Here is a 22,100-nt window from a genome sequence, read left to right on the forward strand (position 1 = left end):
GAGATTAGTTTTGGAAAAGTCAATTAGCATGACATCGCAGCACATTAGGATTCGAAGGGTTGATTACCTCAGCGTTGAGATAGTCGGCTGCATCATTTTATTGGGGACGGAATGGGGTGCCGTCAGGAAAGTTGGAGACTCAGAATGGTTCGACGTCCCTCGCCACGGGGAGTTGCCCTCTACTTCAGGAAGCTCGGCCCCCGCACCCAGGTGGCCTTGTGCCAGCTTCCGCTGTCCCTGATTGTCTCCGTCATTGGCGTGGTGACGCCCTTCGGCTGGCCATCGCTGCTGTCCAGCCCCGTCTATCTGGCCGGACTAGGACTGCACGCCGTCCTCTTCCTCGCATGTTTACTGATTCCCTGGGAGCGCATGCGCCATAGCGCCTACCTGATCATTCCGGTGCTGGACCTTCTCGCGGTGGGACTCTTGCGCAACGGCGCCGCGCCGCTCCTGCCGGGTCTGGCAATCCTGGTGGTGTTTCCGGTGATCTGGCTCGCCGCTTCAGGGATGCTGGTCCGGACCAGCCTCGTGCTGAGTGCAGTCGGTCCACTTGTGATCATGGTTCCCTCCACTGCCCCGAAATTGCCCAACCTCACGGCTGCGGACATCACGGCCCTCGTTCTTTTCCCGCTGGTGATGCTTGCCGTTTCCCTCGCAATACGATTCGCCAGCGTCAACATGCGCGTCCAGCAGCGTGAGCTGCAAGCCATGGGCCAGGAGCTGCGGGAGCTGCTCGCCGCGAGCCGGGAACGGGAGAAATTGCTGATGACCATCCTGGACGCCACCGACGTCGGCATAGTTGCCGTCGATTCGAACGGTGACCAGCTGCTGGCCAACAACATGATGCGGCGTTGGCACCAGACCGCCGCACCCGCCGGCGCCGTGCCTGGCGACCACAGCGAACAGCGGGTATTCGCCCAGGATAAAGTGACTCCCCTGCCGCCGGACAAACGTCCCCTCCGGCGCGCCATCGAGGGTGAATCGTTCGCGGACTACCTCGTCTGGATCGGCGATGTCCCGCAGCAGCGCGCCGTATCCAGCGCCGCCAGGCCACTAATGGACGACGGCGGCCGCCTCACCGGAGCGGTGGTGGTGTACAGCGACGTGACTGGGCTGGTTGAAGCCATGGCCGCGAACCAGGAACTGGTCTCGAACGTCTCCCACGAATTCCGGTCCCCGCTCAATTCCATCCTAGGCAACATCGACCTGGTACTCGAGGACAGCGACAGACTTCCCGACGTTGCGGTCCAGCGGCTGGAGGTGGTGCAGCGAAACTCGGAACGGCTGCTTGCCCTGGTCTCGGACCTGACGCTCGAGGCATCCGCAGCCCTGAACGTCCACCCGAAACGCACCGACATCTCCGGCCTCGTGGAGACCAGCATCGGCTCAGCCCAGGCGCACGCGGAGCGGTCAGCAGTAGCGCTGGTGGCCGACGTGCCCTCGCCGCTCTGGGCCTATGCCGACCCGCTGCGGATCGGCCAGGCATTGGACAACCTGGTGTCCAACGCCATCAAGTACTCCCCCGACGGCGGCACCGTGACCATCAGCGCCGCCGGCACCGCGGACTGGGTCAAGCTGGTTGTTCAGGACACCGGGATGGGCATGGAGCCGGATGACGCCGCCAAGGTCTTCAGCCGGTTCTTCCGCGCCGAGTCGGCACGGGACGCAGCCATCCCCGGAGCCGGGCTGGGCTTGTCCATCACCAAGACCATCCTGGAACGCCACGGTGGTCAGATCTCTTGCGTTAGCAGCCCCGGAAACGGGAGCACGTTTACCATGACCCTGCCCGTCGAGGTCGCTGGTTAAGCGAGCCCGGCTTCGACGCCAGGTGGTTGAGCCCATCGTCGCCAAAGGCGCTATTGCCAAGCGCGACGGCGGCCGGGTCCCCTTCGAGGTGACCTCGGCCGCCGCCTTCAATCGGTTACTTGCAGCTCACGTCCACCCAGTAGGTGACGTCAGCGCCCGGTCCCGCGGCTGCCACGTCGAAAAAGACAGTGGAACTGTTGCCCCGCACCTTCCCGGGGCTGCCGTCCGGCAGTTTGACTGCGGTGATGTCGCAGCCGGGCTGGTCCTGAACCTTGATGCTGTGCCGGCCCTCCTCTGTGGCCTCAAAGTGTGCCTCATGGTAAGCCAGTACCGCTGGGTTGTATTCGGAGAACTTGATGTTGGTGGCTCCATTGGTGTCGGTCCATTCGGCTGCGTAGCCGTCCATGGCGGCACCGTTCTTCCAGAACCTGACGTCAATTTCTACGATGATGTCGCTCCGGACCTTGAAGTTGTCCACCTTGCTGTAGCGGGGGACAAAGCAGTGCTTGTTGCCGGGTGCATCGCAATCCAACAGGTTTGTCGGGCTGACCCACACCTTGTACACACCGCCGTTGTTGGGAGTGGTGCTGTACGGGAACAGTTGAACAGTTGCGCCGCCGTCCTCCCCGTCCGCGCCGACGGCGTGCTTACAGGAATTGTCAACGACGCCCATGATGACGCCGCTGGCGTCCACAGTGAACTGACGGCATGACACGTCATCCGTGGAGAGCAGTGTCGCCCCCGAGGGGTCGGTCACCTGGAACGAGTACGTTCCCGCAGGCAGGCCGGCGGCGTCGTCGGGCGCGTTGATGCCTGGCCCGCCGTTGAGGTAGACGGACTCCTTGGAAGGATAGATGTTCAGGTTCACCGGAACACCGGAAGAGTCTGTGGTGAAGATGGCTCCGGAGAGTTGTACTGGGGGTGCCGCTGTTGCCGGCGCGGCGAATGGTCCTGCGGCAGCGAGGATAATCGCGCCTAAAATGGCGAACTTCTTATACATGGGTTCCTCTGATCAGCGAGTAGGGATAGCTACACCCGTTGCGCAGTTGATCGCAGGCACTCCCCAGTAAAGTCAACGATCCACCCCAACCCGGAACCTTAGGTTGGGTGAAAGCTGCACCTCAGATGCCCGCATCCTACGCCTCGTGGCGGCGGGCAGCAACGATCGGTGGGTGAGCCTGTCAGTAATCCAACAAGCTCAACCACCGCTCAGTGCTTGCGGACCGCCCTCGTCAGCTCGGCGCGGGCCAGCATCTCGTCGTCGGACGGGTAGGCCACTTCTTCAAGGACCAGCGGGTGCGGCGCGGCCAGCACGGACTTGGCGTCGCGCTTCTTGGCCAGCAACCGCTCATGCAGCCAACCAGGCTCCTCGATGCCCTCGCCCACGAACAGGGCCGAGCCAACCAGGGAGCGCACCATGTTGTGGCAGAAGGCGTCGGCCTGGACTGTGGCCACAATGACGCCGTCTTCACCGCGGTGGAACTCGAAGCGCTGCAGCTCGCGGACCGTGGTGGCGCCCTCGCGCGGCTTGCAGTAAGACAGGAAGTTCTGCAGCCCCAGCAGCTGCGAGGCACCGGCGTTCAGCAAGTCCACATCCAAGGGGCTTTGGTGCCAGAGCGTGAAGTACCGTTCGAGCGGATCCCACAGGGCGGGACCGTCCGCGATCCGGTAACTGTACCGCCGCCACAGCGCGGAAAACCTGGCATCGAATCCGATTGGCGCCAAGGACACGAGGTGGACCTCGATAGCCCCGCTCAGGTCCCCCAACCCCCTGCTGAGGGCGCCACGAATCCGCCGTAGGAAGGCGACGGCGGGATCCAGTTCGTGCCCGCGCGGCAACTTCAGCCACTCAGCCTCGGTCAGGTCCAGGTGCACCACCTGGCCGCGGGCGTGCACGCCGGCGTCGGTACGGCCCGCCACGGTGACCCGGATGGGCCGGCGGATCAACAGCGCCAGCGCCTCTTCCAGGATGCCTTGGACGGTCCGCAATCCCGGCTGCACTGCCCACCCGTTGAAGGGGCCGCCGTCGTACGATAAATCAAACCGGACACGCAAAAACCCGCCGCCCCCCAAAACGGGGGCAGCGGGTTTTTGGTCGTTCATAGACATAAGTCTACTGGAGCGTCAGAGACTGATTACTCAGCTTCGACGGCCTGTGCAGCTTCGCCACCGGCAGGCACGAAGCCTGCGGCTGCGGCGGACTCTGCAGAGTCGAACCAGACTTCAGCAGTCGTGGCGTCGTACCAGCGTGAGCCGGGAACGTGGTACTTCATGGAGTCCTCGTTGCCCTTGACCTCGAAGCCCTCAGGGGCGACGTTGTCAGCCGTAGCAGGCTTGGAGCCGGCGTACTTGGCTTCAGCAGCTTCGGTCTCGGCGGCTTCGGTCTCAACAACCGGAGCTTCTTCAGCAACCGGAGCAGCCTTGGCAGCAGCCTGGGTAGCCTCGGCCACAACGGCCTGCTTGGCGGAAACCGGCTCGAGAACCAGTTCGATGACAGCCATGGGAGCGTTGTCGCCCTTACGGTTGCCGATCTTGGTGATGCGGGTGTAGCCGCCGTTGCGGTTCTCCACTGCCTGTGCAATGTCGGTGAACAGCTCGTGGACAATGCCCTTGTTGCTGATCAGGCCGAGTACACGGCGGCGGGAAGCCAGGTCGCCACGCTTGGCGAAAGTCACCAGGCGCTCGGCGTACGGCTTCAGTCGCTTGGCCTTGGTCACCGTGGTGGTGATCCGCTTGTGCTCGAACAGTGCGGCGGACAGGTTCGCGAGCATAAGACGCTCGTGAGCCGCTCCGCCTCCGAGGCGCGGACCCTTAGCGGGGGTAGGCATAATAGTTTCTCCTCATATGGAAGCCAGTGGGCTGCGCACACCGTGGTGCATCCAGCCAGCCGGCCAAGATCTGTTTGTTAGAGTTCGTCGTCGCCGAAAGCGGCGTCGTCCTCTTCAATTGCTGCGGCGCGTGCTGCGAGGTCAAAACCGGGAGGCGAGTCCTTGAGGGACAGGCCCAGTTCAACCAGCTTTGCCTTGACCTCGTCAATGGACTTCGCACCGAAGTTACGGATGTCCATGAGGTCAGCCTCGGAGCGTGCAACGAGTTCACCCACGGTGTGGATGCCCTCACGCTTGAGGCAGTTGTAGGAACGGACGGTGAGGTCCAGATCCTCGATCGGCAGTGCCATGTCTGCTGCCAGGGCAGCATCCGTCGGCGACGGGCCAATCTCGATACCTTCAGCTGCGGTGTTCAGCTCGCGGGCCAGACCGAAGAGTTCCACCAGGGTGGTACCTGCGGAAGCAACAGCATCGCGCGGGGCGATAGCCTGCTTGGTCTCGACGTCGACAATGAGCTTGTCGAAGTCGGTGCGCTGCTCAACACGGGTTGCTTCCACGCGGAAAGTAACCTTCAGGACCGGCGAGTAGATCGAGTCGACCGGGATACGGCCGATCTCGGAGTCGCCGGACTTGTTCTGAGCTGCCGAAACGTAGCCGCGGCCGCGCTCGATGGTCAGTTCGAGTTCGAACTTGCCCTTCGAGTTCAGCGTGGCAATGTGCAGATCCGGGTTGTGGAATTCGACGCCGGCCGGCGGAGCGATGTCCGCGGCGGTGACGACTCCGGGGCCCTGCTTGCGCAGGTAAGCCACAACCGGCTCGTCGTGCTCGGAGGAAACCGACAGGCTCTTGATGTTCAGGATGATCTCAGTGACATCTTCCTTGACACCCGGAACCGTGGTGAACTCGTGCAGCACGCCATCGATCCGGATGCTGGTTACAGCAGCACCGGGGATGGAGGAGAGCAGGGTACGGCGGAGGGAGTTTCCGAGGGTGTAGCCGAAGCCCGGTTCCAGCGGTTCAATGATGAAACGCGAGCGGTTATCGGAGACTACCTCTTCGGAGAGGGTGGGGCGCTGTGCAATGAGCACTTAGGTTTCCTTTCGGCGAGCATCCGCTATATGACGCAACACAGGTGGTGGAAATTCGGTCTGAAGACTTAACGCGGCTGGGCTTGCCCGGACCGTTGACGGTCCGGGCAAGCTCAAGCTGCTGGAAAAGCCTTAGACGCGGCGGCGCTTCGGCGGACGGCAGCCGTTGTGCGCTGCGGGGGTGACGTCCTGGATGGAGCCAACCTCCAGGCCAGCGGCCTGCAGCGAGCGGATTGCGGTTTCGCGTCCTGAACCCGGTCCCTTGACGAAAACGTCAACCTTGCGCATGCCGTGCTCCTGCGCACGCTTGGCAGCAGCTTCGGCAGCCATCTGGGCTGCGAACGGGGTGGACTTGCGTGAGCCCTTGAAGCCAACCTCACCTGAGGAAGCCCAAGAGATAACAGCGCCGTTCGGGTCCGTGATGGACACGATGGTGTTGTTAAAAGTGCTCTTGATGTGCGCCTGGCCCAGCGCGATATTCTTTTTGTCCTTCTTACGCGGCTTGCGAACCGCGCCACGAGTCTTCGGGGGCATTTTTTCTCCTACAGAAAGTTATTGGGGGAAGACGAGTCAATCCCGAGGGATTTAACGAGCCTTCTTCTTGCCTGCAACGGTGCGCTTCGGACCCTTACGGGTACGTGCGTTCGTCTTCGTACGCTGTCCGCGCACTGGCAGGCCCTTGCGGTGGCGAATACCTTCGTAGCTGCCGATTTCAACCTTGCGGCGGATATCAGCTGCTACTTCGCGGCGAAGGTCACCCTCAACCTTGTAGTTGCCTTCAATGTAGTCACGAAGTTCTACCAGCTGAGCATCGGTGAGGTCCTTAACGCGGACGTCAGCGCTGATGCCAGTGGCAGCCAGGGTTTCGTGTGCACGGGTCTTGCCCACGCCGTAGATGTAAGTAAGCGCAATTTCCAACCGCTTTTCGCGGGGAATGTCTACGCCAGCGAGACGAGCCATAGAGGCAGTGCTCCTTGAATAAACCGGAGGTCGTAGGCAGTACACCCGCACGTTCTGTGCGGCCCCAGCCTCCGACCGGGGGTTAGCTGTCCGGGCTCATACGTCCCAGTTCAGCTTGTGCTGCCTTTTATTTACTTGCGTGGGTTAGCAACCCAGGATTTCCCTCAGGAGGGAAATTAGCCCTGGCGCTGCTTGTGGCGCGGGTTCTCGCAGATCACCATGACCCGGCCATTACGGCGGATCACTTTGCACTTTTCGCAGATCTGCTTGACGCTCGGCTTGACCTTCATGGCGTTCCTTTGCGTGTGGCAGTTGGTCAACTGGAGCAGCCGTCAGCTCACGCTGAGGCCGCCCAGAATTTACTTGTAGCGGTAGACGATACGACCCCGAGTGAGGTCATAAGGGCTCAGTTCCACCACTACCCGGTCCTCAGGGAGAATCCTGATGTAGTGCTGGCGCATCTTGCCTGAGATATGCGCGAGTACGATGTGCTTGTTGGTCAGCTCAACGCGAAACATCGCGTTAGGCAGCGCCTCAGTCACAACGCCTTCGATCTCAATGACCCCGTCCTTCTTGGCCATACCCTCCGCTAACTGTTGTTGCCGCAGCCCTGCCGGATTGCACCGGACATGACCACGAACGTTTTTGTTGGATCGGTTATCACCTCCGGCCCCAAACAGGGCACAGCTGGGCAGACAACCAACAAACCACTTTACTGTAAGTGGGTAGAAAGTCCAAACCAAAAATGAAAGTGCACACCCTACCCGGAAATTGAACTCGCCGAAATCCCGTCCAGGATCGCCAGGCGTACGACGTCGGCTGCCGCACTCTGCAGGGTAATGAGACTCACCTGCCGGGCAGTTTCAGTACTCCGGTCCAAGGGCACGTCGCCAGTGGCGAGGCAGAACACAGTATCCCCATCGGCGAGCGTGTGCGACGGGTTCAACGCCCGAGCGAGACCAGCATGCGCCGCGGAGGCAGTCCGATAGCATTCCGCCGCATCGAGCAGGGCGTTTGTCGCCACAATTACAAGTGTCGTATTCAACGTAGGCGGCGCGTCTAAGGTGGGCCCACGCGAGCCGGGTTCCCTGGCCGAGCTTGCGAGGTTAGGGGGCTCGTGGGGCGGCACGACCGAGCGCGCGGAGGGTTCGGGATTCCCCGGAAGCACCTCCACGGGAAACCCCAAGGCGTTCACCACGGCCAGCGCCCCCACAACCACACCGTTCTCGAGCGTGACCGAAGCCGTACCCACTCCACCTTTGAACTGTCCGTGTCCGATCATCGCCCCGGTGCCTGCACCCACGCTGCCGCGTCCGACGTCGTGCCCGTCTTTTTCGGCAGCGGCCGCAACGGTCGCCGCGTAGCCCATGTCCGCCGTCGGGCGTGCCGAGAAGTCACCACCGCGGCCCAGGTCGAAGATGGCGGCGGCGGGAACGATCGGCACCACGCCCCCGGTGACGGCGAAACCCCGGGCGTTCTCCTCGCACCAGCGCTGCGCGCCATGAGCGGACACGAGCCCGTACGCACTGCCACCGGTGAGGACGACGGCGTCCACTGTGGACACCAGCGTGGTGGGATCCAGGGCGTCAGTCTCATGCGTTCCCGGGCCCCCGCCCCGGACGTCCACCGACCCGGTCGTGCCGGGCGGCGGCAGCACCACGGTGACGCCTGTCAGCCAGCCGTCCCCGGTCTTCTGCTCGTGGCCAACCCTGATTCCCGGCACATCCGTGATTGCTCCCATGCGATCCATTCTGCGCTATCGCAGTACAGCACTTCCCGCCCGTCAGGCAAACACTATGCAATACTGCAAGCAACACAGCGTTAATGGGCAATGAAGCCTTCAATAACTATCCTCTGACGAGGGCTTATGCGGGATTCTGCCCACCAGCCGTGTGGTGAAGTATGCCTAGATCCCCTGCCCATCGGCCAGCCATTGCAGGCCCCGATCCGTTAGAGACACCAATGACCCGGCAACTCGCTTCCACGTCACCGGCCAGTCCGCCCGACCAATCCGGTCCGCCCGGCAAACACCAGACCCGGCGCTGGTCCGGCCGGGCCCGGCGGGACTTCTTCGTCTTCCTCGCCCTGGCACTCCCCAACCTGATACTGATCGCAGTATTCACGTACCGGCCCCTCATCAGCAACATCTACTACTCAACCCTCGACTGGACCCTTGGCTCCGCATCGGCCACCGTGGTGGGAATCGACAACTACGTCACATTCTTCACCAGCGACGACGCCCCCAAGGTACTGGGCACCACCGCCGTGTTCACACTGGTGACCGTCGGCGGCTCCATGCTGCTGGGGCTTGTCATCGCGTTAGCGCTGAACTCCAAGGTACGGGGCACCACGTTTGCCCGGTCCGCTGTCTTCGCTCCTTATGTGCTCTCCGGGGTGGGGGTTGGCCTGGTCTGGCTTTTCATCTTCGATCCGGGATACGGCGTCCTGGCCTGGATTCTCCGCGGCATCGGCCAGCAGAGCCCGCAATGGATCAACGATCCCCAGCTGTCGCTGGTGATGGTCATCCTGGTTTATGTCTGGAAAAACCTTGGCTACTGCGCCGTGGTATACCTCGCGGGCCTGCAGTCACTGCCGCAGGACGTCATGGAGGCTGCCTCGCTGGACGGGGCGAACGGATTCAGGCGCTTTCTCAGCATGTCCATCCCGCTCCTGTCCCCCACCACCTTCTTCCTCCTGATCACCACCATGCTGAGCTCACTCCAGGCGTTCGACCTGATCCGGATCATGACACCCCTCGGAACCGGCACCAGTACCCTGATCTACGAGGCCTACCTGCAGGCGTTCGGCGCGTTCAACAGGGCAGGGTACTCCGCAGCGATTTCCGTGGTCCTCTTCGCCATCCTGCTGGTCATCACTGTCCTGCAGTTGCGTTTCGTGGAACGGAAGGTGCACTACTCATGAGTTCGCTCTCTCCGGTCAACCCTGACCCAACGGCTCCCCCTGTCGCACCATCCGAAACTTTCATCCCCCGGGACCGGCCCTTCTCGGCACGGAACCTCATCCAGACCATCGCCGGCGGCTACGTTCCCCTGCTGCTGGCAACGCTGGTGGTTTTCCTGCCCTTGCTGTGGATGATCCTGAGCTCCTTCAAGCTGCCCGGGGAAATCATCACCATGGACCTTAAAATCCTGCCGGCGAGCCTGAACCCGGAGAACTACAACATTGCGATGACTACCGTGCCGTTCGCGCAGTTCTTCATCAACAGCACCATCGTCACGGTGGTGGGCTCGACTATTAAAGTCCTGCTGGCCATCCTCACGGCCTACGCACTGGTATTCGTGCGCTTCCCCTTCAGGAACGCCATCTTCATCCTCATCCTTGTGGCCCTGATGGTCCCGCCGCAGGTCTCCATCCTGCCGAACTACATCCTGATCGCCGGGCTGGGCGGCAAGAACACCCTGTGGGGCATCATCCTGCCGGGGCTTGGCACAGCGTTCGGGACGTTCCTGCTGAGGCAGCACTTCCTGACGCTGCCTGCCTCCATCCTCGAGTCCGCCGAGATCGACGGCGCCGGGCACTGGCGCCGCCTGTGGCAGATCGTGGTCCCCGTGTCCATTCCCTCCATTGCCACCGTGGCGCTGGTGACGGTGGTCAGCGAATGGAACGAATACATCTGGCCGCTGATCATCACCGACCGTCCGGAAACCATGACGTTGCCCGTTGGCCTGACGCTGCTGCAGAACTCCGAAAGCAACGCCTCCGGCTGGGGCATCCTCATGGCCGGCGCCGTGCTGGTCATCGTGCCCATCCTGGTGGTCTTCGCAGCGCTCCAGCGTTACATCGTCGCGGGCCTCACCCAAGGCAGCGTGACCGGCTGACCCCGGCTCCGCCGTCGTTCTTCCACCCCAACAGCAAGACCTTCCTAGGCAACAACCGAAAGGAACCATCATGGCAACAAATCTGGACCGGAGGCATTTCCTGGGGCTGGCTGGCGTAACGGCCGGCGCCGCAGCGCTTTCCGCCTGCGGGGGGCCTGATACCGGCGGCACCACCACCTCAACGGAAGCCGCGGAAATCGACTTCAGCGGCGTGAAGCCGGCGGCGAAGATCGACTTCTGGACCAACCACCCCGGCAAGTCCCAGGACGTCGAGAAGGCCATCATCGAAAAGTTCCACGCGAAGTACCCGGATATCCAGATCAACCTGGTAACGGCCGGCGCGAACTACGAGGAAATCGCCCAGAAGTTCCAAACGTCCCAGGCCGCCAAATCGGGACTGCCCGGAGTAGTCGTGCTGTCCGACGTCTGGTGGTTCCGCTACTTCACCAACGGCAGCATCATTCCGGTCGACGGGCTCATCAAGCAGCTGGACATCAAGGTTGACGATTTCCGCCAGTCCCTGGTGGATGACTACAAGTACGATGACCGGCAGTGGGCGCTCCCGTACGGGCGGTCCACGCCGCTGTTCTACTACAACAAGGACCACTTCGCCGCCGCCGGCCTGCCGGACCGGGCACCGGCAACATGGCAGGAATTCGGCGAATGGGCCCCCAAGCTGAAAGCGTCGTCCGGGGCGCAGTACGCCTACATCTATCCCGCCCTGGCTGGCTACGCCGGCTGGACACTGCAGAACAATCTCTGGGGCTGGGGCGGCGCGTGGTCCAAGGATTGGGAGATCACGTGCGATTCTCCCGAAGCCGTGGAAGCTCTGCAGTGGGCCCAGGACTCGATCTACAAGCACAACTGGGCCGGCGTCTCGTCCAAGGAAGCCGCTGACGACTTCTCTGCCGGCCTGACGTCTTCCACCATTTCCTCCACGGGCTCGCTTCTGGGCGTCCTGAAGTCCGCCACGTTCAACGTCGGCGTCGGCTTCCTGCCAGGCGGGCCTAAGGAGACCAGCGGCGTGTGCCCCACCGGCGGCGCAGGGCTGGGCATCCCCAGCGGCATTAGCAAAGAGGAACAGCTCGCCGCAGGAACGTTCCTGAAGTTCATGACCGAGCCGGAAAACACGGCAGCGTTCTCCGCTGCCACCGGTTACATGCCCACCCGTACTTCGGCGGACATGGCCACGGTGCTGGCACAGACCCCCCAGATCAAAACCGCCATGGACCAGCTCGCCGTGACCAAGGTCCAGGACCGGGCCCGCGTGTTCCTGCCCGGGGCTGACCAGGAGATGGCCAAGGCCGCCGCCAAGATCCTCACCCAACAGGGCGACGTGAAGGCCACCTTGACCGAGCTGAAGAAGACCCTCGAAGGCATCTATACCAAGGACGTCAAGCCCAAGCTCAAGGCCTGACCCCTGGACCGCGCCGCCCGCGCCGCCCGTGACGATGCGCTGAGTGCCCCGCGATACGCAAAATCCCTGCCGCTACCGTTATTTCGGTAGCGACAGGGATTTTGTGCGTCGGCAGGGCATCTGCGTGGCGAAACCTACGGGATCGGGACAGGCACGACGCCGAGGGGCACCAGGTGCTCCGCTCCGCCGTCGGGGGCTGAAAGTACCCAGATCCCCTTCTCATGGACGGCAACCGAGTGCTCCCATTGGCACGAGCGCTTGCCGTCAGTGGTCACCACGGTCCAGTCGTCCGCCAGCACGGCGGTGTCGATGCTGCCGCGGACCAGCATGGGCTCGATGGCCAGGCACAGTCCGGGCTTGATCTTGGGGCCGCGGTGGGTGGTGCGGTAGTTCAAGACATCCGGGGCCATGTGCATCTCGGAGCCGATACCGTGGCCAACGTAGTCCTCCAGGATGCCCAGCGGCTTGCCCGGTACGGACGAGACGTAGTCGTCGATGGCTGCGCCGATGTCGCCCACGTGGCTGCCGCTGGCCAGCGCGGCGATGCCACGCCACATCGCGGCCTGGGTGACGTCGGAGAGCCGCTGGTCCTCAGGGTCAACCTTGCCCACAATGACGGTCCGGGCAGAGTCGGAGTGCCAGCCGTCAACAATCGCGCCGCCGTCGATCGAGATGATGTCGCCGTCGTTGAGGACTTTTCCGCCGGGGATGCCGTGCACCACTTCCTCGTTCACGGAGGTGCAGATGGTGGCGGGGAAACCGTGGTAGCCAAGGAAGTTCGACTTGGCGCCGGCCTCGTTCAGCACCGCGGCGAAGACGTCGTCCAGCTGCTTGGTGGTGACGCCGGGAGCGGCGGCCGCCACGGCGGCGTCGAGCGCGCGGCTCAGCACCAGCCCGGCGTCGTGCATGATGCGCATCTGGGCGTTGGTCTTGTATTCGATACGGGGCTGGCCGAAGGCCATGGTGTGTCCTCTCAATGGCTGAGGCCCCTCCCGGATGCCGGGAGGAGCCTCGAAAAGCTGGTGTGCCTGGCTTAGGCGGCCTGCGCTGCCTTTATCGCCTGCATAACGCGGTCGGTGACCTCGTCGATGCCGCCGATGCCGTCAACCTGGGTCAGGATGCCGCGTTCGGCATACTTGGCCACAACGGCTTCAGTCTGCTCGTGGTACAGGTCCAGGCGGTGGCGGATAACGGCTTCGTTGTCGTCGCTCCGGCCGGTTTCCTTGGCCCGGCCCAGCAGGCGGGAGACGAGTTCCTCGTCATCGGCTGTGAGCTGCAGGACGACGTCGAGCTTTTCTTCGCTGTTCGCGAGGATACCGTCCAGGTAGTCCACCTGCGCCGTGGTGCGCGGGTAGCCGTCCAGGAGGAAGCCGTTTTCGACGTCGGACTCGCTGAGGCGGTCACGGACCATCTTGTTGGTGACGCTGTCCGGAACGAAGTCCCCGGCGTCCATGTACTTCTTGGCTTCGATGCCAAGAGGAGTTTCACCCTTCACGTTGGCGCGGAAGATATCACCGGTGGAAATCGCCACGACGCCGAGGCGCTCGGAAATGCGTTCCGCCTGCGTACCTTTTCCGGAACCGGGGGGTCCAATAATCAACATTTTCGTCATCGCAAAAGCCCTTCGTAGTGACGTTGCTGTAGCTGCGCATCTATTTGCTTGACGGTTTCAAGGCCAACGCCCACCATGATCAGGATCGAGGTGCCACCGAACGGGAAGTTCTGGTTTGCGTTGATCAGTACCAATGCCACCAGCGGAATCAGCGCCACGAAGCCCAAGTACATGGCGCCGGGCAGCGTGATCCGGGAGAGCACGTACTGCAGGTAATCCGCGGTCGGTTTTCCGGCACGGATACCCGGGATGAAACCGCCGTACTTCTTCATGTTGTCGGAGACCTCTTCAGGGTTGAAGGTGATCGCGACGTAGAAGTAGGTGAAGAACACGATCATGGCGAAGTACAGCGCCATGTAGATCGGGTGGTCGCCTCGGGTCAGGTTGTTGTTGATCCACTCAACCCAAGGCGCGAGAGCCTCGCCCGCTTTGGGCTGGTTGAACTGTGAGATCAGTCCCGGCAGGTAAAGCATGGACGATGCGAAGATCACGGGGATCACGCCTGCCATATTCACCTTGATGGGAATATAGGTGCTGGTGCCGCCGACGGTCCGGCGTCCGATCATCCGCTTGGCGTACTGCACCGGGACACGGCGCTGGGACTGCTCGACGAAGACCACCAGGGCAACGGTCACCAGACCGATGATCAGGACCATAAAGAACGTACCGGGGCCCTGTGAGCTCCAGATGGCGCCCAACGACGTGGGGAACGTTGCCGCGATGGAGGTGAAGATGAGCAGCGACATGCCGTTGCCCACACCCTTTTCGGTGACGAGTTCGCCCATCCACATGATGAGGCCGGTACCGGCGGTCAGCGTGATGATCAGCAGGATCGTGGTGATGATGCTGTCATCAGGGATGATCGGCAGGGCACAGCCCGGAAGCAACTGGCCTGAACGTGCCAGCGACACCAGCGTCGTGGCGTTCAGCAGGCCCAGGGCAATGGTGAGGTACCGCGTGTACTGGGTGAGTTTGGACTGCCCGGAGGCGCCCTCCTCGTACAGCTCCTGGAACCGGGGAATGACCACCCGGAGCAGCTGCACAATAATGCTGGCCGTGATGTACGGCATGATGCCCAGCGCGAAGATGGACACCTGAAGCAAGGCACCGCCGCTGAACAGGTTGACGAGCTGATATAGCCCGCCAGCGGTCTGACCGTTCTGCAAGCATTGCTGGACATTCTGGTAGTTCACACCAGGCGAGGGGATGAATGCACCCAAGCGGAAGATTGTGATGATTGCCAGCGTGAACAACAACTTGCGTCGCAGATCAGGCGTGCGAAAGGCCCGGCCAAATGCGCTAAGCAAGCGTCCTCCTGTGTTGTTTATAAGCGTGGTGTGATGGGGACAATAATCCCAACAACCGAGTCTAACGGGTGGATCGGCCATGCGAATAATCGGCGAACCCGCCATTGCGGCGAACGGGCCGAAATAGTCGGCAGGCGGATGCGAAAAAACTCCCGGCGTGCAGGGCCCTGGGGGCCTCGCACACCGGGAGTTCACAACGGGCGTTCGCCCACCGTCTACTAGAGAGCGGTGGTGCTTCCGCCTGCTGCTGCAATCTTTTCTGCGGCGCTGGCCGAGAATGCGTGGACGGTGACGTCAACCTTGACGGTGATGTCGCCGGTGCCAAGCACCTTGACGGGCTGGTTCTTGCGAACGGCACCCTTTTCGACCAGGTTCTCCACGGTGACTGTGCCACCTTCCGGGAACAGCTCGTTGAGCTTGTCCAGGTTTACAACCTGGAACTCAACCCGGAACGGGTTCTTGAATCCGCGCAGCTTCGGCAGGCGCATGTGCAGCGGCAACTGGCCGCCGGCAAAGCCAGCCTTGATCTGGTAGCGGGCCTTCGTACCCTTGGTACCGCGACCAGCGGTCTTACCCTTGGAACCTTCACCACGACCAACTCGGGTCTTGGCGGTCTTGGCACCCGGGGCGGGACGCAGGTGGTGAACCTTCAGCGTGTTCTGCTTCTCAGCAGTCGCGCTCTGTGCCGCTTCGGCGGTCTTCTTCTCGGCCATTACTTCGCCTCCTCTACAATCACGAGGTGCGGAACCGTGTTGAGCATGCCCACGGTCACGGCGTCGGCGGTGCGGACAACGGTGTGTCCGATCCGCTTCAGGCCGAGGGACCGAAGGGTCGCAATCTGGTTCTGCTTGGCGCCAATGACGCCCTTGATCTGGGTGATCTCCAACTGAGCGTCGGAGGGAATCAGGTTCTTAGCCATGGCTTAGACACCCGCCTTCTGGTTCAGGATTGCCTTCACCATTGCCGGCGGAGCAACCTCGTCCAGCGGCAGTCCGCGGCGTGCTGCCACTGCTGCCGGCTCTTCGAGCTGCTTCAGCGCAGCAACAGTCGCGTGAACGATGTTGATGGCGTTGGAGGAACCCAGCGACTTGGAGAGGATGTCGTGGATGCCCACGCACTCCAAGATGGCGCGAACCGGACCACCGGCAATAACACCGGTACCGGCGGAAGCCGGACGCAGCATTACGACGCCGGCAGCGGCCTCACCCTGAACGCGGTGCGGGATGGTGTTCCCAATGCGGGGAACGCGGAAGAAGGACTTCTTGGCCTCTTCAACGCCCTTCGCGATTGCTGCGGGAACTTCCTTAGCCTTGCCGTAGCCCACGCCGACCATGCCGTTACCGTCACCAACGACGACCAGAGCGGTGAAGCTGAAGCGACGACCACCCTTGACCACCTTGGAAACGCGGTTGATGGTGACAACGCGTTCAATGAACTGGCTCTTCTCGGCTTCGCGGCCGCCGTCGCGGCCACCACGGCCACCACGGCCGCCGTCGCGACCGCCCTGAGCACGGTCGCCACGCTCGCCGCCACGACGAGCGCCACCACGGCGGTCATCGGCAGCCGCTGCGGGCGCAGTGGTCTCAGTGGCCGGAGCAGCTACGGCTTCAGTAGCCTTCTGATCTGCAGACACAGTGTCCTTTTCCTTGTTTGCTTCCGTCACAGTGACAGCCCACCTTCACGTGCACCGTCAGCGACGGCGGCGATCCGGCCGTGGTACTTGTTACCACCGCGGTCGAAGACAACTGCTTCGATACCGGCAGCCTTGGCACGAGCGGCAACGAGCTCGCCAACGCGCTTGGCCTTGGCGGTCTTGTCGCCTTCGAATGCACGAAGGTCGGCTTCCAGTGTGGAGGCGCTTGCTACGGTCAGGCCCTTGGTGTCATCGACAACCTGGACGAATACGTGGCGTGCGGAACGGTTGACGACCAGACGAGGACGTACAGCCGTGCCGGAGATGCGCTTGCGGATACGAAGTTGGCGGCGGCTGCGCGAAGCAGACTTGCTCTTGTTCGTACGCTTCTTGTTAATTGAGATGGCCATGGTTACTTACCAGCCTTTCCGACCTTGCGGCGGATGACTTCGCCTGCGTAGCGGATGCCCTTGCCCTTGTACGGGTCCGGCTTCCGCAGCTTGCGAATGTTGGCAGCAACCTCGCCGACCTGCTGCTTGTTGATACCTGAAACAGAGAGCTTGGTCGGGGTCTCAACTGCAAAGGTGATGCCGTCCGGTGCGGTGACATTTACCGGGTGGCTGTAGCCGAGAGCGAACTCAAGGTCAGATCCCTTGGCCTGAACGCGGTAACCAGTACCAACGATTTCAAGCTTCTTCTCGTAGCCCTTGGTAACGCCCTCGATCATGTTGGAGATCAGGGTGCGGGTCAGGCCGTGGAGTGAACGGGAGGCGCGCTCGTCGTTCGGGCGGGCGACAGTCAGGGTCTCTGCTTCCAGGGAAACCTCGATCGGGCTGGCCACAGTGTGGTTCAGCTCGCCTTTGGCACCCTTGACGCTGACGACAGAGCCGTCAACCTTGATCTCAACGCCGGCAGGAACGGTGATGGGGAGACGTCCAATACGTGACATTATTCTCTTCCTTTCCCGTTACCAGACGTAGGCGAGGACTTCGCCGCCCACGCCCTTCTTGCCGGCTTGCTTATCAGTCAAGAGGCCGGAAGAGGTGGACAGGATTGCGACACCCAGGCCACCGAGCACGTGCGGGAGGTTGGTGGACTTTGCGTAAACACGCAGGCCCGGCTTGGAAATACGGCGAACGCCAGCGATTGAACGCTCGCGGTTCGGTCCGAACTTAAGGTCCAGGGTCAGCTTCTTGCCAACCTCTGCGTCTTCTTCTTTCCAGGAGGCGATGTAACCTTCAGCCTTCAGGATGTCGGCAACGCGTGCCTTGAGCTTGCTGTACGGCATGGACACGGAATCGTGGTAGGCCGAGTTTGCATTGCGCAGACGCGTAAGCATGTCTGCGACCGGATCAGTCATTGTCATTTGGGCTTTTGCCCTTCCTCATAACGGTTTCCTCGCTTCGGCCTCTGCACATACGGCAGTGCTAAAGCGAAGGACCTGTTACGTAGTTAGATTAGTCTTCGGCCTTGAACGGGAAACCAAGCGCCTTGAGCAGCGCGCGGCCTTCGTCGTTGGTCTTGGCGGTGGTTACAACCGTGATGTCCATGCCGCGTACGCGGTCGATGGAATCCTGGTCGATTTCGTGGAACATAACCTGCTCGGTCAGACCGAAGGTGTAGTTGCCGTTGCCGTCGAACTGCTTGCCACTGAGGCCGCGGAAGTCGCGGATACGGGGCAGAGCCAGCGTGACCAGACGATCCAGGAATTCCCACATGCGGTCTCCACGCAGAGTTGCGTGTGCGCCGATGGGCATGCCTTCGCGCAGCTTGAACTGTGCGATCGACTTGCGGGCCTTGGTTACCTGCGGCTTCTGGCCGGTGATCAGGGTCAGATCGCGGACAGCGCCGTCGATCAGCTTGGAGTCCTTAGCGGCATCTCCAACACCCATGTTCACAACGACCTTCACCAGGCGGGGAACCTGGTTGACGTTGGTGTACTTGAATTCCTCAACGAGCGTGCTCTTGATGGAATCGGCGTACTTTGTCTTCAGACGAGGAACGATCTTCGTTGCCGGAGTCTCGAGAGTCTCAGTCATTAGATGTCCTTCCCGGAGCTCTTGGCCACGCGGACACGCACTTCGCGCTTCACGCCATCGCGCTCAACGGTCTCGGTGCGGAAACCGACGCGGGTGGGCTTCTTGGTGGACGGGTCAACCAGAGCCACGTTGGAGATGTGGACCGAAGCTTCTACGACCTCGATGCCACCAGTCTTGGTGCCGCGCTGCGACTGACCGGCCTTGGTGTGCTTGGTTACGCGGTTAATGCCTTCAACCAACACGCGGTTGGTCTCGGGGAATACGCGCAGAACCTTGCCCTGCTTACCCTTGTCGCCGCCGCGCTCAGCCTTGGCGCCAGTGATGACCTGAACGAGGTCACCCTTTTTGATCTTAGCCATGGACTAGAGCACCTCCGGAGCCAGAGAAACGATCTTCATGAACTTCTTGTCACGAAGTTCACGACCAACCGGTCCGAAGATACGGGTACCGCGGGGGTCACCGTCAGCCTTCAGGATCACAGCTGCGTTCTCGTCAAACTTGATGTAGGAACCATCCGCACGGCGGCGTTCCTTCTTGGTACGGACGATGACTGCCTTAACAACATCGCCCTTCTTTACGTTGCCGCCCGGAATTGCATCCTTGACGGTAGCGACGATGACGTCGCCAATGCCTGCGTAGCGACGGCCAGATCCACCGAGAACGCGAATGGTAAGGATTTCCTTAGCACCCGTGTTGTCGGCGACCTTGAGTCGCGACTCCTGCTGAATCACTATTTACTCCTTGCGTCGCGCCGGTTCTCAGACCGAAAATCTTCCTACGGAATGAGCCTTGCGGAACGGTTGATCGGGGTGTCTCTTGACCTGCCTGGATTTTGCCAGACCAGGCCTAAACTCCCGTGCCAAAAACATTTGCTTCCCAGGCGGATTCGGACAGGTCCGAGGCGCTAGGGGGCACTATGCCGTGGCACGATTGTTTACGAGGTTGATGACGGCGCACAGAGGGCGCCATACAAACTCAATATCCTAGCACAGTTAGGGCCATCTCCCATATCACACGGCGGCTTACAGAGCACACCCATGGACACCGGTAAACGTGGACACCGGTAAGCTCCGCAGGGCCGGTAACGCACGACGGCGGCACGCACGGCACCCTTTCGGCCCACCACCGGTGCCACTCCCCCGGAAACCCGGCCTCCCGCCGTCGGCCGTCCCCAAAAACCCGCTCAGCGTGGCCCACCCAGCCAGCGCACCGGCCGCAAAATGCGGGAAACCCCCGCTCCCAAAAGGGAACGGGGGTTTCCGGTGCAGTACCTGCAGGCAGGCTGCGGGTGTTACTTAGCCTTTTCGAGGATCTCGACCAGACGCCACCGCTTGGTAGCGGACAGCGGGCGGGTCTCGGCGAGGAGAACGAGGTCGCCGATGCCGGCGCTGTTCTCTTCGTCGTGAGCCTTGATCTTGGTGTTGCGGCGGATGACTTTGCCGTACAAAGCGTGCTTTACGCGGTCCTCTACCTGGACAACGATGGTCTTTTCCATCTTGTCCGAGACTACGTAGCCACGCTTCGTCTTACGGTCACCGCGCTCGGCAGCGGTAGCTGCCGCGGAAACAGTTTCCGTCACGTTCTCGTCCTTTTCACTCACTTGGCATCCTCCTCGGCCTCAACCGTGTCAGCCTTTTCGGCCTTCTTGGTTGCAGCCTTCTTGGACTTCTTCTCTTCCTTGGCTTCCACAACCGGTGCGGCAACCTCGGCACGAATGCCCAGTTCGCGCTCACGGAGAACGGTGTAGATGCGTGCGATGTCCTTCTTTACCGCGCGCAGACGACCGTGGTTCTCCAGCTGACCGGTGGCGGACTGGAAACGCAGGTTGAACAGCTCTTCCTTAGCCTTACGGAGTTCTTCAACGAGTCGCTCGTTGTCGAACGTGTCCAGCTGTGCGGAGACAAGTTCCTTGGATCCTACTGCCATTTCTATTCACCACCTTCGCGACGCAAAATGCGTGCCTTCAACGGGAGCTTGTGGATTGCCAGGCGCAGGGCCTCGCGAGCTACCGATTCCTCGACGCCGGAGATCTCAAAGAGAACCCGACCCGGCTTGACGTTTGAGACCCACCATTCCGGCGAACCCTTACCGGAACCCATGCGGGTTTCGGCAGGCTTCTTGGTGATCGGACGGTCCGGATAGATGTTGATCCAGACCTTGCCGCCACGCTTGATGTGGCGGGTCATCGCGATACGGGCAGACTCGATCTGACGGTTGGTGACGTATGCCGGGCTCAGAGCCTGGATACCCCACTCACCGAAGGAGACCTTGGTGCCGCCCGTAGCAGCGCCGGAACGACCCGGGTGGTGCTGCTTACGGTGCTTGACTCGACGTGGGATAAGCATTTAAGCCTGTCCTCCTTCTACTGCAGCAGGTGCAGCCTCAACTGCCGGAGCAGCAGCAGCCGGAGCTGCCTCTGCTGCCGGACGGTCGGTACGACGACGGCGGTCACCACGGTCAGCGCCGCCGGCGCCACCCGGGCGGCCCGGACGGTCGCTGGCACCGCGGCCACGGGACGGAGCAGCAGCTGCCTGCTGAGCCAGTTCCTTGGCGGTGACGTCACCCTTGTAGATCCACACCTTCACGCCGATGCGGCCGAAGGTGGTCTTGGCCTCGTAGAAGCCGTAGTCGATGTTCGCACGGAGGGTGTGCAGGGGCACACGGCCTTCGCGGTAGAACTCCGAGCGGGACATTTCTGCGCCACCCAGTCGACCGGAGCAAGCGATACGGATGCCCTTGGCACCTGCACGCTGAGCGGACTGCATTGCCTTCTTCATCGCACGGCGGAAAGCCACGCGGGAAGTCAGCTGCTCAGCAACGCCCTGGGCAACAAGCTGTGCTTCCATCTCGGGGTTCTTGACCTCGAGGATGTTCAGCTGGACCTGCTTGCCCGTCAGCTTCTCAAGCTCGCCGCGGATGCGGTCTGCTTCAGCGCCGCGGCGGCCGATAACGATGCCGGGACGTGCCGTGTGGATATCCACGCGGACACGGTCACGGGTGCGCTCGATCTCAACCTTGGCGATACCGGCGCGCTCCATGCCAACTGACATGAGCTGGCGGATACGGATGTCTTCGCGAACGAAGTCCTTGTACCGCTGTCCGGGCTTGGTGCTGTCAGCGAACCAGTGCGATACGTGATCGGTGGTGATGCCGAGTCGGAACCCGTGCGGGTTAACTTTCTGTCCCACTTAGCGAGCCTCCTCTTTCTCAGGTGTAGCGACTACCACAGTGATGTGGCTGGTCCGCTTCTTGATCTGAAATGCACGACCCTGAGCACGCGGCTGGAACCGCTTCATGGTCGGGCCTTCATCAACGAACATTTCGCTGATGATGAGGTCGCTTTCGTCAAACGAAACACCGTCGCGGTCCGCGAGGGACCGGGCGTTTGCGATTGCCGACTGTACTACCTTGAATACCGGCTCCGAAGCTGCCTGGGGGGCAAACTTCAGAATTGCCAGAGCCTCATTCGCTTGCTTACCACGAACAAGGTTGACGACGCGCCGGGCCTTCATAGGCGTTACGCGGATGTGACGCGCAATTGCCTTGGCTTCCATTGCTTTCCTTCTCTCGT

At 61.8% G+C, this 22,100-nt stretch carries 30 protein-coding genes; 4 read left to right on the top strand and 26 right to left on the bottom strand.

Annotation, left to right across the window (positions count from 1 at the left end; genetic code table 11):
• Nucleotides 1-144 precede the first annotated feature (144 nt).
• Nucleotides 145-1,806, top strand: coding sequence for a sensor histidine kinase (locus ACZY0Q_RS06650; protein ID WP_463915371.1), 1,662 nt, complete (start codon nucleotides 145-147; stop codon nucleotides 1,804-1,806).
• A 115-nt stretch (nucleotides 1,807-1,921) separates the two neighbouring features.
• Here ACZY0Q_RS06650 and ACZY0Q_RS06655 read toward each other — a convergent pair whose 3' ends face one another.
• From ACZY0Q_RS06655 to ACZY0Q_RS06695, 9 genes are all read right to left on the bottom strand, one after another.
• On the bottom strand, nucleotides 1,922-2,806 hold the full coding sequence (locus tag ACZY0Q_RS06655; RefSeq protein WP_463915372.1) for a hypothetical protein: 885 nt from the start codon (nucleotides 2,804-2,806) through the stop codon (nucleotides 1,922-1,924).
• Between the two features lie 209 nt (nucleotides 2,807-3,015).
• The gene (locus tag ACZY0Q_RS06660; RefSeq protein ID WP_463915373.1) at nucleotides 3,016-3,909 is read right to left on the bottom strand and encodes a tRNA pseudouridine synthase A; all 894 of its coding nucleotides are present in this window, start codon (nucleotides 3,907-3,909) and stop codon (nucleotides 3,016-3,018) included.
• 32 nt (nucleotides 3,910-3,941) lie between these two features.
• Nucleotides 3,942-4,634 carry a 50S ribosomal protein L17, sunset domain variant gene (gene rplQ, locus ACZY0Q_RS06665; protein ID WP_463915374.1) on the bottom strand — a complete coding sequence of 231 codons (693 nt, stop codon included), beginning with the start codon at nucleotides 4,632-4,634 and terminating at the stop codon, nucleotides 3,942-3,944.
• A gap of 77 nt (nucleotides 4,635-4,711) precedes the next feature.
• Entirely contained in the window at nucleotides 4,712-5,722 is a 1,011-nt protein-coding gene (locus ACZY0Q_RS06670; RefSeq protein WP_056344331.1) for a DNA-directed RNA polymerase subunit alpha, read from the bottom strand.
• 132 nt (nucleotides 5,723-5,854) lie between these two features.
• Nucleotides 5,855-6,256 carry a 30S ribosomal protein S11 gene (gene rpsK, locus ACZY0Q_RS06675; RefSeq protein ID WP_018769149.1) on the bottom strand — a complete coding sequence of 134 codons (402 nt, stop codon included), beginning with the start codon at nucleotides 6,254-6,256 and terminating at the stop codon, nucleotides 5,855-5,857.
• 51 nt (nucleotides 6,257-6,307) lie between these two features.
• Nucleotides 6,308-6,682, bottom strand: coding sequence for a 30S ribosomal protein S13 (gene rpsM / locus ACZY0Q_RS06680; RefSeq protein ID WP_028275004.1), 375 nt, complete (start codon nucleotides 6,680-6,682; stop codon nucleotides 6,308-6,310).
• 176 nt (nucleotides 6,683-6,858) lie between these two features.
• Entirely contained in the window at nucleotides 6,859-6,972 is a 114-nt protein-coding gene (gene rpmJ, locus ACZY0Q_RS06685; RefSeq protein ID WP_009358722.1) for a 50S ribosomal protein L36, read from the bottom strand.
• Nucleotides 6,973-7,041: 69 nt separating this feature from the next.
• On the bottom strand, nucleotides 7,042-7,263 hold the full coding sequence (infA, locus tag ACZY0Q_RS06690) for a translation initiation factor IF-1 (RefSeq protein WP_009358723.1): 222 nt from the start codon (nucleotides 7,261-7,263) through the stop codon (nucleotides 7,042-7,044).
• Between the two features lie 179 nt (nucleotides 7,264-7,442).
• On the bottom strand, nucleotides 7,443-8,423 hold the full coding sequence (locus ACZY0Q_RS06695; protein WP_463915375.1) for a P1 family peptidase: 981 nt from the start codon (nucleotides 8,421-8,423) through the stop codon (nucleotides 7,443-7,445).
• 221 nt (nucleotides 8,424-8,644) lie between these two features.
• Here ACZY0Q_RS06695 and ACZY0Q_RS06700 point away from each other — a divergent pair, with 221 nt between their 5' ends.
• The 3 genes from ACZY0Q_RS06700 to ACZY0Q_RS06710 all read left to right on the top strand — a co-directional run bounded on the left by ACZY0Q_RS06700 (nucleotide 8,645) and on the right by ACZY0Q_RS06710 (nucleotide 11,938).
• A complete protein-coding gene (locus ACZY0Q_RS06700; RefSeq protein ID WP_252567634.1) occupies nucleotides 8,645-9,604 on the top strand; it encodes a carbohydrate ABC transporter permease in 960 nt (319 codons plus the stop codon).
• Nucleotides 9,601-10,521 (top strand): carbohydrate ABC transporter permease, encoded by a 921-nt coding sequence (locus ACZY0Q_RS06705; protein WP_252614130.1) that lies wholly within the window; start codon nucleotides 9,601-9,603, stop codon nucleotides 10,519-10,521. The genes ACZY0Q_RS06700 and ACZY0Q_RS06705 overlap by 4 nt, the downstream gene beginning before the upstream one ends.
• 70 nt (nucleotides 10,522-10,591) lie before the next feature.
• A complete protein-coding gene (locus tag ACZY0Q_RS06710; protein WP_463915376.1) occupies nucleotides 10,592-11,938 on the top strand; it encodes an ABC transporter substrate-binding protein in 1,347 nt (448 codons plus the stop codon).
• Between the two features lie 134 nt (nucleotides 11,939-12,072).
• Here ACZY0Q_RS06710 and map read toward each other — a convergent pair whose 3' ends face one another.
• From map to rplV, 17 genes are all read right to left on the bottom strand, one after another.
• Nucleotides 12,073-12,900 carry a type I methionyl aminopeptidase gene (gene map, locus ACZY0Q_RS06715; protein ID WP_463915377.1) on the bottom strand — a complete coding sequence of 276 codons (828 nt, stop codon included), beginning with the start codon at nucleotides 12,898-12,900 and terminating at the stop codon, nucleotides 12,073-12,075.
• A 71-nt stretch (nucleotides 12,901-12,971) separates the two neighbouring features.
• Nucleotides 12,972-13,541, bottom strand: a complete 570-nt coding sequence (locus ACZY0Q_RS06720) for an adenylate kinase (protein ID WP_181037244.1) — start codon at nucleotides 13,539-13,541, stop codon at nucleotides 12,972-12,974.
• Nucleotides 13,542-13,546: 5 nt separating this feature from the next.
• Nucleotides 13,547-14,857, bottom strand: a complete 1,311-nt coding sequence (gene secY, locus ACZY0Q_RS06725; RefSeq protein ID WP_463915378.1) for a preprotein translocase subunit SecY — start codon at nucleotides 14,855-14,857, stop codon at nucleotides 13,547-13,549.
• Between the two features lie 218 nt (nucleotides 14,858-15,075).
• The gene (gene rplO, locus ACZY0Q_RS06730) at nucleotides 15,076-15,570 is read right to left on the bottom strand and encodes a 50S ribosomal protein L15 (protein ID WP_463915379.1); all 495 of its coding nucleotides are present in this window, start codon (nucleotides 15,568-15,570) and stop codon (nucleotides 15,076-15,078) included.
• The gene (rpmD, locus tag ACZY0Q_RS06735; protein ID WP_463915380.1) at nucleotides 15,570-15,776 is read right to left on the bottom strand and encodes a 50S ribosomal protein L30; all 207 of its coding nucleotides are present in this window, start codon (nucleotides 15,774-15,776) and stop codon (nucleotides 15,570-15,572) included. Before rpmD ends, rplO begins: the two co-directional genes overlap by 1 nt.
• A gap of 3 nt (nucleotides 15,777-15,779) precedes the next feature.
• Nucleotides 15,780-16,520 (bottom strand): 30S ribosomal protein S5, encoded by a 741-nt coding sequence (gene rpsE / locus ACZY0Q_RS06740; RefSeq protein WP_056344356.1) that lies wholly within the window; start codon nucleotides 16,518-16,520, stop codon nucleotides 15,780-15,782.
• Complete coding sequence (rplR, locus tag ACZY0Q_RS06745) at nucleotides 16,517-16,900, bottom strand: 50S ribosomal protein L18 (protein WP_056344358.1); 384 nt, start codon at nucleotides 16,898-16,900, stop codon at nucleotides 16,517-16,519. The genes rpsE and rplR overlap by 4 nt, the downstream gene beginning before the upstream one ends.
• Nucleotides 16,901-16,902: 2 nt before the next feature.
• Nucleotides 16,903-17,439, bottom strand: coding sequence for a 50S ribosomal protein L6 (gene rplF, locus ACZY0Q_RS06750; RefSeq protein WP_463915381.1), 537 nt, complete (start codon nucleotides 17,437-17,439; stop codon nucleotides 16,903-16,905).
• Nucleotides 17,440-17,457: 18 nt separating this feature from the next.
• Complete coding sequence (gene rpsH, locus ACZY0Q_RS06755) at nucleotides 17,458-17,856, bottom strand: 30S ribosomal protein S8 (protein WP_056344363.1); 399 nt, start codon at nucleotides 17,854-17,856, stop codon at nucleotides 17,458-17,460.
• A gap of 91 nt (nucleotides 17,857-17,947) precedes the next feature.
• Nucleotides 17,948-18,529, bottom strand: a complete 582-nt coding sequence (gene rplE, locus ACZY0Q_RS06760) for a 50S ribosomal protein L5 (protein ID WP_141141211.1) — start codon at nucleotides 18,527-18,529, stop codon at nucleotides 17,948-17,950.
• Nucleotides 18,529-18,888 (bottom strand): 50S ribosomal protein L24, encoded by a 360-nt coding sequence (gene rplX, locus ACZY0Q_RS06765; RefSeq protein WP_282329478.1) that lies wholly within the window; start codon nucleotides 18,886-18,888, stop codon nucleotides 18,529-18,531. Before rplX ends, rplE begins: the two co-directional genes overlap by 1 nt.
• A 3-nt stretch (nucleotides 18,889-18,891) precedes the next feature.
• Nucleotides 18,892-19,260: a 50S ribosomal protein L14 gene (gene rplN, locus ACZY0Q_RS06770; protein ID WP_024366126.1), complete on the bottom strand. Its 369-nt coding sequence runs from the start codon at nucleotides 19,258-19,260 to the stop codon at nucleotides 18,892-18,894.
• 560 nt (nucleotides 19,261-19,820) lie between these two features.
• On the bottom strand, nucleotides 19,821-20,129 hold the full coding sequence (rpsQ, locus tag ACZY0Q_RS06775) for a 30S ribosomal protein S17 (RefSeq protein WP_275212245.1): 309 nt from the start codon (nucleotides 20,127-20,129) through the stop codon (nucleotides 19,821-19,823).
• Complete coding sequence (rpmC, locus tag ACZY0Q_RS06780; RefSeq protein WP_463915382.1) at nucleotides 20,126-20,455, bottom strand: 50S ribosomal protein L29; 330 nt, start codon at nucleotides 20,453-20,455, stop codon at nucleotides 20,126-20,128. The genes rpsQ and rpmC overlap by 4 nt, the downstream gene beginning before the upstream one ends.
• Nucleotides 20,456-20,457: 2 nt before the next feature.
• Entirely contained in the window at nucleotides 20,458-20,874 is a 417-nt protein-coding gene (gene rplP / locus ACZY0Q_RS06785; protein WP_056344375.1) for a 50S ribosomal protein L16, read from the bottom strand.
• On the bottom strand, nucleotides 20,875-21,717 hold the full coding sequence (rpsC, locus tag ACZY0Q_RS06790) for a 30S ribosomal protein S3 (protein ID WP_463915383.1): 843 nt from the start codon (nucleotides 21,715-21,717) through the stop codon (nucleotides 20,875-20,877).
• Nucleotides 21,718-22,083, bottom strand: coding sequence for a 50S ribosomal protein L22 (rplV, locus tag ACZY0Q_RS06795; RefSeq protein WP_056344381.1), 366 nt, complete (start codon nucleotides 22,081-22,083; stop codon nucleotides 21,718-21,720). It lies immediately after the preceding gene.
• Between the last annotated feature and the right edge of the window lie 17 nt (nucleotides 22,084-22,100).

It is taken from the genome of Pseudarthrobacter lactosi (genome assembly GCF_055412785.1).